Below are 13,776 nucleotides of genomic sequence, written 5' to 3'. Positions count from 1 at the left end.
GACTCTCCACAATCCTTTCCTTTTGCAGGTCAACAGTCGCTCCGAAGCAGCGCCGCACCGCCGCCATCTCACTCTCGTCTAAGAATGTCGATTGGATCAGCGGTCGCGGCGCGCCACGCGGGCATGAAGCACGCAGCCAATGCGATGGCCGCGATGGCAGCGGCAACCGGCATCATCGTCACCGCATCGGGCGGACGAATGCTCACCGGCAACCCTTGCAGCAATCGACCGCCAGTGAACGCGCCGAAGGCGCCACACCCGAGGCCGATGATTGTGAGCCAAGCGCCCTGTCCGACGACGAGCCGGACCACACGGGCGCGACTTGCGCCAAGCGCGACACGGATGGCGAGCTCATGCGACCGCGCCGCGGTCATGTGCGAGATCATCGCATAAGCGCCCGTCGACGCCAGCACGAGAGCCAACGCGGCGGCCGCCGCAATCACGTACAGATATATCGTGAAGTCCGACAGCGAATCGTCGACCACGCGGTCCATTGTCTTGATGCCGAAGACGGCCAGATTCGGGTTGATGTCGCGCACGATGGCGCGCACGGGCTCGACGATCGCTGGGGATCGATTCCGGGTGCTGACGACGAGCGTCAGACCGAGCTCTGAAAGTTGCGACCAGTTCTGCGCGATCGGCGTGTAGAGCTCGGGCTGTGAGGGCTTGTCGAGGTTCGCCTGCCGCACATCGCCGACAATGCCCACAATCGTGCCGCGCGTTGTCGTCTTGCCCAGCGGCTCTTCTCCCGGAAACGACCTTTCCGCGAGCGTCTCATTGATGATGACGACAGGGGGCGTATCGCCAGTGTCGTGATCGGTGAACGCACGCCCGCGTATGGGAATGCCGAGCGCGCGAAAGTATCCTGGCGTGACGAAACGTAACTCAATCGGAAACACGGTCCGTGCCGGCGCCCGACCGCGAATCTGGAAGTCGCTCGAGCTACTGGTCCAGCCCCAATTCTGAAGCGGCAGCAACTGCGTGAAGCCCGCAGCGCGCAGGTCTGACAAGCGCTCAACCCGGTCCGCGATCTCGTAGAACTGACGCACGTCGGTCTCTGAGCTCGCCCGATGGCCGACGTGAAAGGTGATGACGTTGGTCGTCACCATGCCGGGGTGGGTGTTCCGCAAGCGGATGAACTCACGCACGAGCAGCGCGGCGCCGACCGCGAGGATGAACGCAAGCGCCACTTCAGTGACGACGAGGCCATCTCGAACGCGCCGCGACGAGCCGCCGACGGTGCTCCGGCTACCGGATTCCTGCAGCGCCGCGCGAGGCGCACTCCGCCCGACGGTCAGAACGGGAATCAGACTGAGGCCGAGGCCCACGAGCGTGGAGATCCCAAACAGGAACAGGAACACACGCCAGTCGAGGCCGACCTCGTGCGATCGAGGGATACGTGCGCCGGCGATCTGCATCATCGCACTCGTCCCCAACCACGCCAGTCCAAGAGCCGCGACGCCGGCCGCCAACGACAGCAGGAGATTCTCGGTCAAGAACTGCCCCATCATCCGAAGACGGCCGGCTCCGAGCGCTCGGCGCACTGCGATCTCTCGGTTGCGAAGCGTCAGACGCGCCAGCATCACATTCGCGATATTCGAGCAGGCCAGCATGAGCAGCAGGCCAACCGCCCCAAACAGCAAGAATAGTGGACGCCGGACCGCCGGCGTCGCCACGGCGCTCGCGAGCGACACGATCCGCACGCTGCGTCCCTGATTGGTCTCGGGGTACTGCGCCTCGAGCTGGGTGGCGATTGCCGCAAGCTCGCTCTGCGCGGCAGCCAGGTGCACGCTCGGCCGAAGACGTCCGATGACGTCGCCTATCTGACTGCGCGGACCGAGCGGCGGATCCAGCGGAATCCACAGATCCGTACGTTCTTCGGCGGCGACGCTGGTCAACAGCGAAGCCGCGCGAAAGGGAAACTGAAATGATGCCGGCATCACGCCGATCATGGTGAACGTCTGATCGTCGAGCGCGAGCGTGCGCCCGATCGCGGACGGATCGCCCGCGAGTCGTGTGCGCCAGAAGCGCTCGGCCACGACAGCGACCGTCGGCGGATCGCTCGGGCCGAACGTGCGGCCACGCACCGGTGGCACGCCCAGGATCGAAAAGAAGTCCGGCTCTGCACGGACGGCCATCACGCGTTCCGGGATCTCATGGGAACGGAGATATCGAGCCGCGACCTCGTAGCCGGCAATGGCCTCGAACGATCGGCTCTGGCGCCTGAATGTATCGGTATTCCGAACTGGACCGCCGTCGGGATCGAGCGGACTGATCCCGGAGATTGTGACCAGACGATCGGGGTCCGCGAATGGAAGCGGCCGCAACACCACGCCGCTCACGACGCTGAAAACAGCGGTAGTTGCGCCAACCCCGAGCGCGAGCGTGCACACCGCCGCTAATGTGAATCCCCGATGTCTCGTGAGCGTACGAAGAGCGACACGCGCATCCTGGCCCACCTGATCCAACCAACGCCACCCCCACGCGTCCATCGCGTCTTCGCGTAAATGCAGCGGGTTGCCAAACCGCCGCCGCGCCAGAGCCGCCGCCGCGTCCACCGGCATCGAGGCCTTCTGCAACTGCTCCCGGCGCAACGCCAGGTGCAGCCGCATCTCCTCGTCGAGCTCCCGCGCGACACGTGATCGCCGCCACAGGGCGCGTACCCGTCTGCCGATCTCGCTCAGACGCATCATCGTCGCGACCCGGGGAGGAATCTCGTCTCGTGACATAGATAGACTATGCCAAGAACGCGGCTGGGCGTCAAGCCCTCATGGTGTTCCTCCCTCGCGATGCAAGCGCGCCCTCAGATTGCGGTCGATGACATGGTCGTACGCACGCTGAGAGCGGCGCGAAGGACCGGGTGAGATGTCTCAGCGCACGGCTAGTGGGCTAGTGCCTCGCCTGCGGCACGCGTTGTCGCCCTGTGAGCTCGACCGGCTCGGTGCCACTGCCCGCGTCGGCCGATGCAATGATCTGACACAGCCCGCGACAGGTCGGCGTCGTCTTGCCGTTCCACTTCCCCACCTCCGCCGCGAGTCGATCTCGGAACCGTTGAAGCTGGCGAATGCGCTGCTCGACGACCTCCAAGTGGCGATGCGCCATCGCTAGCACGTGCTCGCATGGCGTGCGGCCGGCCCGACTCAGCTCGAGGATTTCGCGGATCTCGTCGAGAGAGAAGCCAAGGGCCTGCGCCTTCTTGATGAACGCCAACTCTTCGACCGTGCCCTCCGGGTAGCGCCGATAGCCGCTTGAGGATCGGGGAGGCGTCTGGAGGAGGCGGATGGATTCGTAGTAGCGAATCGTGGGCGTCGCTACGCCCGCCCGTTTCGCCAGTTGCCCAATCAGCAGAGCCGTCATGTCCTCTATTACAACACCTTCAAGTCGGGTCGAAGGTCAAGCGTGCCTCATCCGCTTGACATTCAAGGCGACTGCAAGCCCTACGCTGTTGTCGTGGACGGACAACCGTTCACGCGCGCCCGACCTGAAGGTCGGGCCTAGACAAAGGAGCAAGTCATGAAGAACGCGCTGTTCGCCCTCATGGCCGCGGCAGTCACGCTATTTGCGACGACCGCGACCGCAGCTACAACCGTCGCCGACAGCGGCGGCTGCCCATTCTGCAGGTAGTCGATCTCGTCTCGCGAGGGGTCGGCCGCGTGGGCACACGCGGTCGACTCCGATAAGTGACTCTCGGAGTGGATTTGGGTCGTCTCGAGTGTAGGAAGCGCTTTCGGCACCCGTCGTCATGGCCTAACTGACAATCGGGAGCGGGTTGGGCGGGTTCTGCTATCGCAGGCGACTGACCGACGTTCCACCCGATGCGCCGGCCACGGCGGCGAAGGCATCGTGGATGGCCATGTCGTGAGCGGTCGATTGGAATGAGACTCACCGTCTCTCGCTGGCGCTCGGCGGAGCTCACCAGTGATGGCCGATGGTCATGTTCACGGCGCGGCGCGACCCGTAGTAGCAACTATCCCAGCACGTCAAGGTCGCTCGGTCGGCCAGGTTCCTGCCGCTGATACTGAGTTGCCAGGCCCCAATCTCGTAGCTCACCGCTGCGTCGAACAAGGCGTAGTCCGGCACCGTCAACTCCGCCGAGTTGGCGATGTCGCCAAAGGACTCTCCCGTGTAGCGGATGCCGCCACCGATGCCGAATCCTTGGAGTCGTCCCTGTGCGAACCGGTAGTGGCCCCAGAACGATGCCGTGTGCTCAGGTACGGTTGGCTCGCGCTTGTGCAGTTCCGCGGGATCGCTCGTGCGGACGATCTCGAAGTCGCGAAGCCAGGTGTACGCCCCGGTGAACGTGAGTCCATCGGCGACCGAGATGGAAGACTCGAGCTCGAGGCCGCGCGATTGGATCTCGCCAGTCTGCCGCGACAGGAACGTCGTGGGCTCCGTCGTCAGGTAGTTCTGGCGCCGCAGGTCGAACAGGCCCAGGCTGACGAAGCTGCTTCGGCCAACGCTACGTGTACGTCGCGGGCGGAGCATGCGCGACGCGCGACGGTTCGAAACGAGCTAGCCATCAGGGAGGTGAGCTGTCGACGAGCCATGGTGCACGCGGCGGGCATCGTTCCTGCGTCTGCTAGTACACGAGTGCCCCGGTGGCTTTGAGCTGCCACGAGGTTCTCGTCGCTCCGTTGGCCAACCCCGCCTGCCGGGCGTGCTCGGCCGCCGCTTCCTGCGCTTCAGCAGAATGATTGGTCCCGACGCGCTGGATCGTTCCCTGAGCAGCGGCCCGGCGGCCCTTGGTGCTCACGGGAAACACGATCACTCCGTCGTCCACCTTGACGAGCAGCGTGCGATCGCCCGCCGCGCCGTCCGGTGCCAAGGCCATCCAGCAGCCCATGTGCGCGCAGACCGCCGTGACGGTTCCCTCCACACGAACGGTCTTGCCTTCGAACTCGGCGGGCCGGTCGAGCACACGGGTCAGCGGCGTGCGGTCCTTGAGGGACACGCCGGCGCCAAATGTCTGGGGCTCCTGCGTCTCCACCTTGCCCAGCAACGCGAGTGTGAGACCGATTGCGAGGGCGATGTGACGCCTCAAGAGGGACCTCCTTCGAAGTGCAGTTGGGCCGCGTTAGTCTCTAAGACTGAGACTCAGTCTCATCTACAGCCTGCACAATAGCTCCGACCGATTTGGTCGGTCAAGTCGAAGAAAGGGAGAAGGGCGTTGATGACCTACGATCGGTTGCAGTTGAATTCAGCGCCGACATGGGAGGGACCGGAGCTTACGGCAGGACTCTCGCAGGGCTCCACGAGAAAGCGACTCGGACAGCCAGGGCCGCCGCATGGTGCGCTGTCGAACGAAAAACGATACACGGTGCCTTCTTCTGTGCCCAGAAGCCCTTGCGCGATCCAGGAGTCGATTCCTTGGTTCTGCTTGAAGGTCCAGAACGGCCGCCGGGCATTGGCAGCGTCCGTGGCGCATGACAGCGAGCGCTGAAGGGCTTCTTCATCCGCGGGAACCAATGAGCGCCCTGCAGGAGTCAGGCGATGCTGGCCGCAGTCGATCGGCTCCGGCCCGGTAAGCCGCTCGACGTGCGTCCGCAAGTCGAGAACCGGATCCGGACGCTGCGGATCCACCGGCTGGTTCACGTTCCCAAGAATCAAGCATGCAAAGGCGAGCCCAAACTGGCCTGTCACCTTGGTTTCTCCTGCACGCTGCCTACAACCGGTCGCCGGCCGGACTCAATGAACACACGCTTACCCGACTGCGCGATCCGTAGCCTGCTCAACGCGACGCGCTCATGTCCGTCAGCTGCTCGAGCGCTTCGCGCCGGGCCGCCTCCAGCGGGTGCTCGCGCACGATGCGCAGCAGCCGAGGCTCGCTCACGTCTGGTGGGAACTCTCCAATCGTCTCGATCGCCTCCTGAACAATCTGCGCCTCCTCATGGCTCGCGACGATCTTGTCGAGCACCGGCAGCGCCTCGTCTGCTGGCATTTCTGACAGCGCTTCGACCGCTTCACCGCGTATGTCCGCGCGCGGGTGTTTCCAGATGATCCGCTCCAGGTGCGGAAGCGCATCGGCCGGAGCGAATTCGGCCAGCATTTCCACCGCCTCTTCCTGCAGTCCCGGATCAGGGTCGGTCATGGCGACCTGGACAATCGTGTTCAGCGACTCCGGCGAGCGCCGCTCGGCGAGCACCTCGAGCGCTTCATCTCGCAGCTCCGTAGGCGCGTCGCTCTTCAGAATCTGCTCGAGCACGTCGGCCGCAGCGGCCGGATCCAGCTCACCCAGCGTCTCCACCGCCTCGGCACGCATGTCAGTGCTCGGATGCGTGCGCGCAATCTTCTCCAGCAACGGCACGGCAGACGAAGCTGGAAACGCCGCAATGGCTTCGATGGCCTCCTCCTGAATGTCGGGAGATCGGTCCTTCATCGCCACGGCCGCCAGCGTTTCGAGCGCCTTCGGATCCTGTCGTGCTGCCGTCGCCTCGACCGCCTCTTCCCGGACGCTTTCCGGCTGCGCCACGCGGAGCAACTCGTCCACCGCGACCGCTGCCGCCGGCGTGCGGATGTCACCGAGCGTCTCCGCCGCCTCTTCACGAATGCTCGTCGCGCGGTCCTTCAGCGCAGTCGTGCGCAGCAAGGCCACGCTGCGATCGGTCGGGTGCCACGCCGCGCCCTCGGCCGCCTCCTCGCGCACCTCGTCTGGTCGATTGCTTTCGACGACCTGCTCCAGAAACGGTACCACGCGCTCCGCGTCATCGTGCATCGAGATCGCCTCCACGACCGTACCCTGTAACCGTACATCCTGCAGCTCGTCGACTCGGCCACGCAGCCAATCGAAGCTGTCCGCATCCGACGCCGGGCCAAGCCAGTACAACCGCGCCCCGCGGAGGTTCATGCCAGCCGACGCGCTGCGGACCGACACTCGTTCTACGCGCGGATCGCGCGCCTGTGCCCCGATCATGTGAAACAGCACCAGCACGGGCTGCCGTACCATCGCGCTCGTCTTCTGCGGAGGCTCGTTCCTCGCGCCGCTGACGGGGGTGGCCTCTGACGGCCGCCTGTACGACGGCCCGTACACTCGCGTGCCCAAAGGCACGTCGTCGATTTCATCGCTCGACCAGTTGGCACTGTCGTCGACATGAATCCGACCGGCAGGTAACATCCGCTCGAAGGCGTAGGCGATCCAGTAGCGCGAGTCGCCCCGGCGCTCAGCCTCGGCAGCCGCCCATTGCCAGCGCGATTCGAGCGTCTCGCGAGGCGCGGCGTGGCGAACCACTTGCTCCTGAGACGACACTTGCGATTGCACCGCGGACGAAGCGTCTGCACTAGGTGTCGAAGGCCGGTTCGCCGCGGCGGGCTCCTGAATGGCGTGGCTTTCGCTCGCATCCTCCCGCTCCGGGATGGTGCCGGCGGACACGACGGGAGCCGCCGCCCAGACCAGCAGCACCAATCCTACGGCTGCGGCCGACCGTAGAGTCCGCCCACCTGGCGCGTGAGGGATGTGCTCGCTCAGCAGACGTTCGACCCTCAGCAACAGTGGCGAACCGCCCTCCGCCATCGCCATCGTGCCGGAAGACACGGGACTGGGTCCGCGGCCGATCCATGACGCCACCTCGACGAGACAGCGCGCCAGCGCCAACGCGGAGCCGGTCTGCCGGACGGCCCAATCGTCACTGAGATTCTCGGACGCTTCGCGCAAGCGGAGTCGTGCCACACGGTTCAACGGTTGGAAGAAGAAGACCGCCTCGACCAGCCCCGTGAGCAGACGCCAGACCGGATCCCGACGGGCCAGGTGCGCCAGCTCGTGCGCGAGCGCGCTGCGCTGCTGATCCGAATCCAGGTCTTGCAGGAAGCGCTCGGGCACGCAGATCTCCGACGTCCCCAGCGCAATCGGCCCCGGACAGACCAGCGACGTCGTCAGCTCGATGGGCCGCCACACGCCGGCGTTCCGTCTGAGCGACGCAAGCACCGCGAGCACGTTGCCCTCGGTCACAGGCCGGCGATCCCGCAGGAGCCAGTGCAAACGAAGCTGTCCGTACGCCAGTCGCGCCACCAAGAGAAATGCTCCGGCCAACCAGAGCGCGAGGATCACTTCCGGCCATGTGAACGTCGCGGGGCGGCCCGGACTCGTCGCGAAGGCTGGATCATCGCGCGCCTCGATCTGCTGTGCCAGAGGGCGGACGACGACTGCGTCGCGGGCGAGCCTGTTCACTGGCGTTGCTTCATCCGCGCCTCTGTCCTTTGACGTCGCTGAGACTGAGCCCACATCGCTGGCGCTCTGGGCGCGCACGTTCTTGGCTGGCGTTTGCGCGCCTGACCTAAAGGTCGGGCCTTCACCCTTGATGGCGCCATGTTGCGCATGTTCTCCAAACGGGATCCGCCACTCGCCTGCCAGCGGCTGCAAGCCGAGCCCCGATTGGAGCGTCGCCGTCGCCAGCGCTCCTACGAGCGCCGCGCGCCACACCGTTTCACGCCACGCATCCGACCTGATCAACCGCACCGTCACGAGCGCTGCACTCGCCAGCAGGATCGTGCTGTGCACCGCGTAGGTCAGCAGCCAGCCCAGCACACCGGCTACCACGTCGCCGCCAATCCAGCCAATCTCCCTCATCATGAGCGCCTCCCGCCCAGCTCACGCTCGCGGGCCTCGATCAGCGCCTTGACGCGCGCGAGGTCGCCCGCCTCGACATCCTGCGCCGTGAGCAGGTGGCTCACCAGCGCCGCCACGTCCCCTTGGAACAATCCCTCCGCCAGCTCCGCGAACTGACCCACCATCGAACGCTTCACGTCCGCCTCAGACACCGTCGGCCGGTAAACGTATTGCCGTCCCTCCACGCGGTGAGACAAAAGCCCCTTCTTCTCGAGCCGGGAGAGAAGCGTTGCGACCGTCGACTGCGCCAGCGGCCGCTCCGCCTCGAGCGCCCCCTGCACCTCCACCACCGTCGCCTCGTTCCGCGCCCACAACACTCGCATCAGCGCGAGTTGCAGCTCCGTCAGCGAATAGCTCACACGCATTCTCCATCGTCCGTTGATCCAGACACGAACCGATACTGCCAGCACGCATGGGCAAGGCGCCTCACCGAAGCGCCCTTACCACTACATGCGTAGTACTACACGTGTAGAATTGAGATGTCAAGCGGATGGAGGGCGGCAGGTTATCGAGCTGGCGAGCTCGTCGTCTGCAAGCAGAACACTGCCGTCACGCGCGGCGGGATTCGTGCGCCACGGCGAAGTGCCGCACATGCTCATCCACGTCGGTGAGCATGGCCCTCGCGTCTGGCTCGATGACGGCGACTTCCGGTCGTCCGCCCGCGAAGGCCCTGATCGCGTCCCATGATGCCCACTCCGTCACGACGAGAAACTCGACGTCCGTCCCCGTATCGCGGCGAAGGACGCGCCCGCCGACGTACCCATCAATTGCGACAAGCTTGGGAAACACCGCCGTCACGACGTATGCCTGATACGCATCCGCACGCTCACGCCGTGCGCGCCCACGCCAGAGTCGAACGATCATTCAGCCTCCACGATCTCGCCAGTCGGCCGGCGTTGCTGCCGAGAACGCGTCACGGCTGGCTCGGTTGGACCGGTGTCGCCGCCGCGTCGCCCACCACTGTCGTCCACTCACGGACATACCATCGCTGGACCAGGCCATTCACGACGTAGGGATCCGCCCGAGCGAACCTCTCAGCCACGTCCGCCGAGTCGCCTTGGAACAGAAGCACGGCTCGATCGACCGGATCGGTCAGCGCGCCAGCCAGTATCAGATCTCCCGTCGTGGAGGCCTCCCATGCTTTCTGCAGATGGGCACCGCGAAAGTCTCCGCGTCGTGCGAGATAGTCACCCTCGAGGTCGTAAAACAGCAGGAAGTGTTTCACGCAGCATCTCCTGTGCGCAGCGTAGGCTCGGCGGCCGCGACAGGGCAAGTGAATAATCGGCATTCGCGATCCTCTTCCTCCCGCGTATCGTTCGGTCGAGCCTACCCCAGCGTTTCATTAGCTATAGCAGCACACACACATGTCGGGGGAGGCTCTCATGGACGACTACATCGTTCTGCACGCCGGGCGTGGACTCCACACGGCGGACCCATTCGAGGCAGGCGCGGCAGCCGGCAGGGCGCGGACACTGGACGGCGAACCCGCAACGCCGCATGTGGAGGTTGCGGAGTTGAGCGCCAACGACGTCCGCGACCTCTCTCGTGATCCCGAGGTAGCCGCTATTGCGCGGCCCATTCCGCTGACGCTCATCAAGCCAATGGACAACGGGATCGGCACAGCCGCGACGGACGCGTGGGGTATAGCCGCGGTCAATGCAGACACGTCTCCGTTCGACGGCACAGGAGTGAGCGTTGCAGTGCTCGACACGGGAATCGACGCACAGCATCCAGCCTTCCAAGGTGTTGCGCTGGTTCAAAAGGACTTCACGGGGGAAGGCGACGGCGATGGCCAGGGGCACGGAACGCACTGTGCGGGAACGATACTCGGGCGTGATGTCGACGGCACGCGTATCGGTGTGGCTCGCGGCGTCACTCGCGTGTTGATTGGAAAAGTGCTCGACGCCAGCGGCGCCGGTAGCTCCGAAGCGCTCTTCGACGCCATGACGTGGGCGACGGAGAATGGCGCCCATGTCGTCTCTATGTCGCTTGGATTCGATTTTCCCGGCATGGTGGAGCGCTTGTCGCAACAGATGCCGGTCAAGCTGGCGACATCGCGCGCACTCGAAGCCTACAGAGCCAACCTGCGCATGTTCGATGCGCTGATGGACATGATCAGGCAAGGTGCCGCCTTTCGACGTGATGCGATCGTGGTGGCGGCATCCGGGAACGAGAGCCAGCTCAATGGCAATCCACCCATCGCCATCGCCGTGTCGGTGCCCGCCGCCGCTGACGGCGTGGTCGCCGTCGGCGCGGCCGGCGAATCGCCCGAGGGCTTGGTGATCGCGGATTTTTCCAATACATTCCCGCAGGTGTGCGCTCCCGGCGTGAACGTCCTGTCAGCAAAGGCTGGCGGCGGTCTTCGGGCCCTGAACGGCACGAGCATGGCCACGCCGCACGTGGCTGGCGTCGCCGCGCTCTGGCGTCAGTCGCTCGAAGGTACTGGAGTGCCAGTTAGCGCACAGAATGTGATCGCCAGGCTCATCGCGAGCACGACGCGCTCCGGCTTCGCTCCAGGAACCGCCGACGCCCATCGCGGGAACGGTCTGGTACAGGCTCCACAGGCATAGGATGGGACATCCCCTATGAGCGAAACGTTCGAGCTCGAAGTCCGCTCGAGCCGTCTCGATCTCGCGCGGGCCATCAACGCCTACATCCCCCTCCTCGAACAGGCCTACCGTCTCGCGCGAGACGAAACCGTCGAGCTCCCGGCGGGCTATCAGGAAGTGGCTCAGGTCGAGGCCAACGTCATGGCCCTTGCCGAGATGGCGGCTGGTGAAGGGGCCGTAGCCCAGGCGGGGATCGAGGCCCAGGTGATGATGCGGGAGATGGTCAATCCCGAGAAGTTCGGGCTCATCGTGAGCGAGGTCGCAACCGGCAGCCTGCTCGTCGTGATCCGCGGAACGCTCGTCATCGATGAATGGCTGAAGAACTTCAAGGCCATTCCGAATCCTTACGACTTCGTGCCCGACTTCGGGCTCGTGCACCTCGGGTTCGAGGCAGTGTACGGCAGCGTCCGCAACAGCATCTTCAACACGTTGAGCGCCCAGCCTCCGACCTCGCGTGTCACGCTGGTCGGTCACAGCCTAGGCGGTGCGATGGCGACCCTTGCCGCGCCCGACATCATGATCAACCTGGCAAGGCAGCTCGTCGACGTCTTCACCGTTGGCGGACCGCGCGTCGGCAAGCCGAACTTTCGCGGCAGCTTCAATCGGATCATCCGCGATTGTTTTCGCGTAACCAATCAGCTGGATATCGTGCCGCACTTACCGACCATCGCGACGCTCTGGCGCCACGTGGGGGAAGAGATCGAGGTCGATGGCGATCTCGACAGCGCGCACAGCCTGCACGCGTACCGCGCCGGCCTGCAGAAGCTGCAGCCGCCGGCCGCGGGTCCAGTCGCAACGGCTCTCGGAAGCGAGGGCCTCGTCGCCGTCGTGGTGCCGTGACGGAAGTGCACGCCAAGGGGATTTGAGTACCCCTCGCCCACTCCCCCCTGCGACATCATGTCGCAGGGGGATGATGGCGCACCGCAGCTAGACTTGCCGAAGCGCGCAGCGGCCGTCTGGCGGAGCGTCATCATGAAGATATCGCGCAGCGTAATCCTCGCCATCGCCGTGTCGGTTCTGGGCCTCATGGCCATCGGGCTCGGACTCACCGCGTTCGGCGGCGGGTGTCAGGCCGCGCATGAGAAAGCGCGGCACGGCGTCCTCGCAATGGATGTGTTCGCGCAAGACGCCATCGTCGACCTCCTGCTCTTCGAAGAGACTCCGCGCGGCAAGGAGCTGCGGCACGTGCGATCGCGAGACGGGGCCACCACTTGGAGCGCTCCCTCCACGATCAATCGCCGAGGCCGCGGCATCGTCGACCACCGTCGAGGGATGGACCCGCAAATCGCGGCCGCGGGCGACACCGTCGTCGTGCTCTGGACAACACCAGGCACGTCTGCTTGGGGAGCCGGTCCGCTCGCGACCGCGGTGTCGAGAGATGGTGGGCGTACGTGGACGCTCGGACCCAATCCGGCCGATGACACTTCGAACGACGGGCATTCATTCTTGGAGCTCGCCGCGGACGAGACTGGCGCGTTCCAGGCGTTCTGGCTGGACAGCCGCAACGGCGCGCAGGGCCTGCGCACCGCCTTCTCGCGCGATGCCGGTCAGACCTGGTCTGCCAACGCGTCCATCGACTCACGAACCTGCGAGTGCTGCTGGAACAAGGCCGTCGCCTTCTCTCCGGGATCATCTGCGGTGCTGTATCGCGACAGAAGTCCGCGCGACATGGCGCTGGCCGCAACGACCGACGGCGGTCGCACCTGGACGCGCAGGGCCACCGTCGGGGACTTCGGCTGGGCGATCGAAGCATGCCCGCATGTTGGCGGTGGGCTTGCTCGCACACGGGTTGGTACCGCCGAACGTCTCCATGCGGTCGTGTGGACGGGGAAGGCAGGTCGCGAAGGCTTGCACCGCCTGGCCTCGCGCGACGACGGGCGGACGTGGTCGAAGCCCGCACGTCTCGGCACCGCTCGCGCCAAGCATGGCGACATCGCAGGATCGGCTGCACACCTAGCAGCAGTCTGGGACGACGTACGCGCTGGTCAGCAAGTCATCCGGGCGGCGACGTCCGACGACGAAGGCGCAAGTTGGCACTCGCCAATTCAACTCTCGGATTCCAATCGCACGGCGACGCATCCGCTCGTGATCTGGTCGGACGGCCGCTTCGTCGCGTTCTGGACCGACGCAGCGCGCGATAGTCCGGCGGCATGGCGCGCCGTGCGAATCCCTGCCGCGGAAGCCCACTGAATTGACACTCGTAGCGCAGGCCTTCAGGCCTGCCTGGCCCGCAGTTGGCAGGCCTGAAGGCCTGCGCTACGGACGCCAGCGGTGGCAACACAAGCGCCCTCTGGGATTGGGGCCCGCCATCGAATGTAGCGCCCCCGCTCATGTGCTGGAGACGCGCTCCGGCTCGATGGCGGGGCCCTGCTGCTCCGCCGTAGTCGCCGGCTGTCGGAAGAAGAGCCGCGCCAACGCTTCCCGCACGTCGAACAAGGTCAGGTAGCCCGCTGGTACCAGGATGAGCGTGACGACCGTGGAGAAGGCGACGCCGAAGGCCAACGACACGGCCATCGGAATGAGGAATTGCGCCTGCAGGCTCCGCTCCAGCATGAGCGGCGTCAGTCC

Annotated in this window: 12 protein-coding genes and 1 pseudogene (1 of these 13 cut by a window edge); 3 read left to right on the top strand and 10 right to left on the bottom strand. The window is 65.4% G+C overall.

Going from position 1 to position 13,776, the window contains the following annotated elements:
• Positions 1-68 precede the first annotated feature (68 nt).
• From GEV06_25030 to GEV06_24990, 9 genes are all read right to left on the bottom strand, one after another.
• Complete coding sequence (locus GEV06_25030) at positions 69-2,729, bottom strand: FtsX-like permease family protein (protein ID MPZ21134.1); 2,661 nt, start codon at positions 2,727-2,729, stop codon at positions 69-71.
• A gap of 160 nt (positions 2,730-2,889) precedes the next feature.
• Positions 2,890-3,357, bottom strand: a complete 468-nt coding sequence (locus GEV06_25025; GenBank protein MPZ21133.1) for a MerR family DNA-binding protein — start codon at positions 3,355-3,357, stop codon at positions 2,890-2,892.
• Positions 3,358-3,912: 555 nt separating this feature from the next.
• Positions 3,913-4,485, bottom strand: a complete 573-nt coding sequence (locus GEV06_25020; GenBank protein MPZ21132.1) for a TonB-dependent receptor — start codon at positions 4,483-4,485, stop codon at positions 3,913-3,915.
• Positions 4,486-4,579: 94 nt separating this feature from the next.
• On the bottom strand, positions 4,580-5,041 hold the full coding sequence (locus GEV06_25015; GenBank protein ID MPZ21131.1) for a DUF4920 domain-containing protein: 462 nt from the start codon (positions 5,039-5,041) through the stop codon (positions 4,580-4,582).
• Positions 5,042-5,175: 134 nt separating this feature from the next.
• A complete protein-coding gene (locus GEV06_25010; protein MPZ21130.1) occupies positions 5,176-5,640 on the bottom strand; it encodes a hypothetical protein in 465 nt (154 codons plus the stop codon).
• A gap of 88 nt (positions 5,641-5,728) precedes the next feature.
• Positions 5,729-8,563, bottom strand: coding sequence for a hypothetical protein (locus GEV06_25005; protein ID MPZ21129.1), 2,835 nt, complete (start codon positions 8,561-8,563; stop codon positions 5,729-5,731).
• The gene (locus GEV06_25000) at positions 8,560-8,964 is read right to left on the bottom strand and encodes a BlaI/MecI/CopY family transcriptional regulator (protein MPZ21128.1); all 405 of its coding nucleotides are present in this window, start codon (positions 8,962-8,964) and stop codon (positions 8,560-8,562) included. The genes GEV06_25005 and GEV06_25000 overlap by 4 nt, the downstream gene beginning before the upstream one ends.
• 184 nt (positions 8,965-9,148) lie before the next feature.
• The gene (locus GEV06_24995) at positions 9,149-9,463 is read right to left on the bottom strand and encodes an antibiotic biosynthesis monooxygenase (GenBank protein ID MPZ21127.1); all 315 of its coding nucleotides are present in this window, start codon (positions 9,461-9,463) and stop codon (positions 9,149-9,151) included.
• A gap of 49 nt (positions 9,464-9,512) precedes the next feature.
• Positions 9,513-9,887, bottom strand: a complete 375-nt coding sequence (locus tag GEV06_24990; protein MPZ21126.1) for a hypothetical protein — start codon at positions 9,885-9,887, stop codon at positions 9,513-9,515.
• Between the two features lie 94 nt (positions 9,888-9,981).
• Here GEV06_24990 and GEV06_24985 point away from each other — a divergent pair, with 94 nt between their 5' ends.
• The 3 genes from GEV06_24985 to GEV06_24975 are packed head-to-tail and all read left to right on the top strand — an operon-like array spanning position 9,982 to position 13,398.
• A complete protein-coding gene (locus GEV06_24985; protein MPZ21125.1) occupies positions 9,982-11,169 on the top strand; it encodes a S8 family serine peptidase in 1,188 nt (395 codons plus the stop codon).
• A 15-nt stretch (positions 11,170-11,184) separates the two neighbouring features.
• Entirely contained in the window at positions 11,185-12,048 is an 864-nt protein-coding gene (locus GEV06_24980) for a hypothetical protein (GenBank protein MPZ21124.1), read from the top strand.
• 57 nt (positions 12,049-12,105) lie between these two features.
• Complete coding sequence (locus GEV06_24975; protein MPZ21123.1) at positions 12,106-13,398, top strand: exo-alpha-sialidase; 1,293 nt, start codon at positions 12,106-12,108, stop codon at positions 13,396-13,398.
• Here the strand turns inward: GEV06_24975 and GEV06_24970 are convergent.
• Positions 13,202-13,776, bottom strand: a pseudogene (locus GEV06_24970) (hypothetical protein); it runs 2,867 nt beyond the window's last position. The gene GEV06_24975 and the pseudogene GEV06_24970 overlap by 197 nt on opposite strands.

It is taken from the genome of Luteitalea sp. (assembly GCA_009377605.1).
GTDB lineage: Bacteria > Acidobacteriota > Vicinamibacteria > Vicinamibacterales > Vicinamibacteraceae > WHTT01.
This window is presented reverse-complemented; position numbering and strand designations above follow the sequence as displayed.

Excerpts from the sequence above, each read along its gene's own strand:
- GEV06_24980 (MPZ21124.1), top strand. The coding sequence starts at position 11,185 with ATGAGCGAAACGTTCGAGCTCGAAGTCCGCTCGAGCCGTCTCGATCTC.
- GEV06_24995 (MPZ21127.1), bottom strand. The coding sequence starts at position 9,463 with ATGATCGTTCGACTCTGGCGTGGGCGCGCACGGCGTGAGCGTGCGGAT.
- GEV06_25005 (MPZ21129.1), bottom strand. The coding sequence starts at position 8,563 with ATGATGAGGGAGATTGGCTGGATTGGCGGCGACGTGGTAGCCGGTGTG.
- GEV06_25020 (MPZ21132.1), bottom strand. The coding sequence starts at position 4,485 with ATGCTCCGCCCGCGACGTACACGTAGCGTTGGCCGAAGCAGCTTCGTC.
- GEV06_25025 (MPZ21133.1), bottom strand. The coding sequence starts at position 3,357 with ATGACGGCTCTGCTGATTGGGCAACTGGCGAAACGGGCGGGCGTAGCG.
- GEV06_24985 (MPZ21125.1), top strand. The coding sequence starts at position 9,982 with ATGGACGACTACATCGTTCTGCACGCCGGGCGTGGACTCCACACGGCG.
- GEV06_24990 (MPZ21126.1), bottom strand. The coding sequence starts at position 9,887 with ATGCCGATTATTCACTTGCCCTGTCGCGGCCGCCGAGCCTACGCTGCG.
- GEV06_25000 (MPZ21128.1), bottom strand. The coding sequence starts at position 8,964 with ATGCGTGTGAGCTATTCGCTGACGGAGCTGCAACTCGCGCTGATGCGA.
- GEV06_25030 (MPZ21134.1), bottom strand. The coding sequence starts at position 2,729 with ATGTCACGAGACGAGATTCCTCCCCGGGTCGCGACGATGATGCGTCTG.
- GEV06_24975 (MPZ21123.1), top strand. The coding sequence starts at position 12,106 with ATGTCGCAGGGGGATGATGGCGCACCGCAGCTAGACTTGCCGAAGCGC.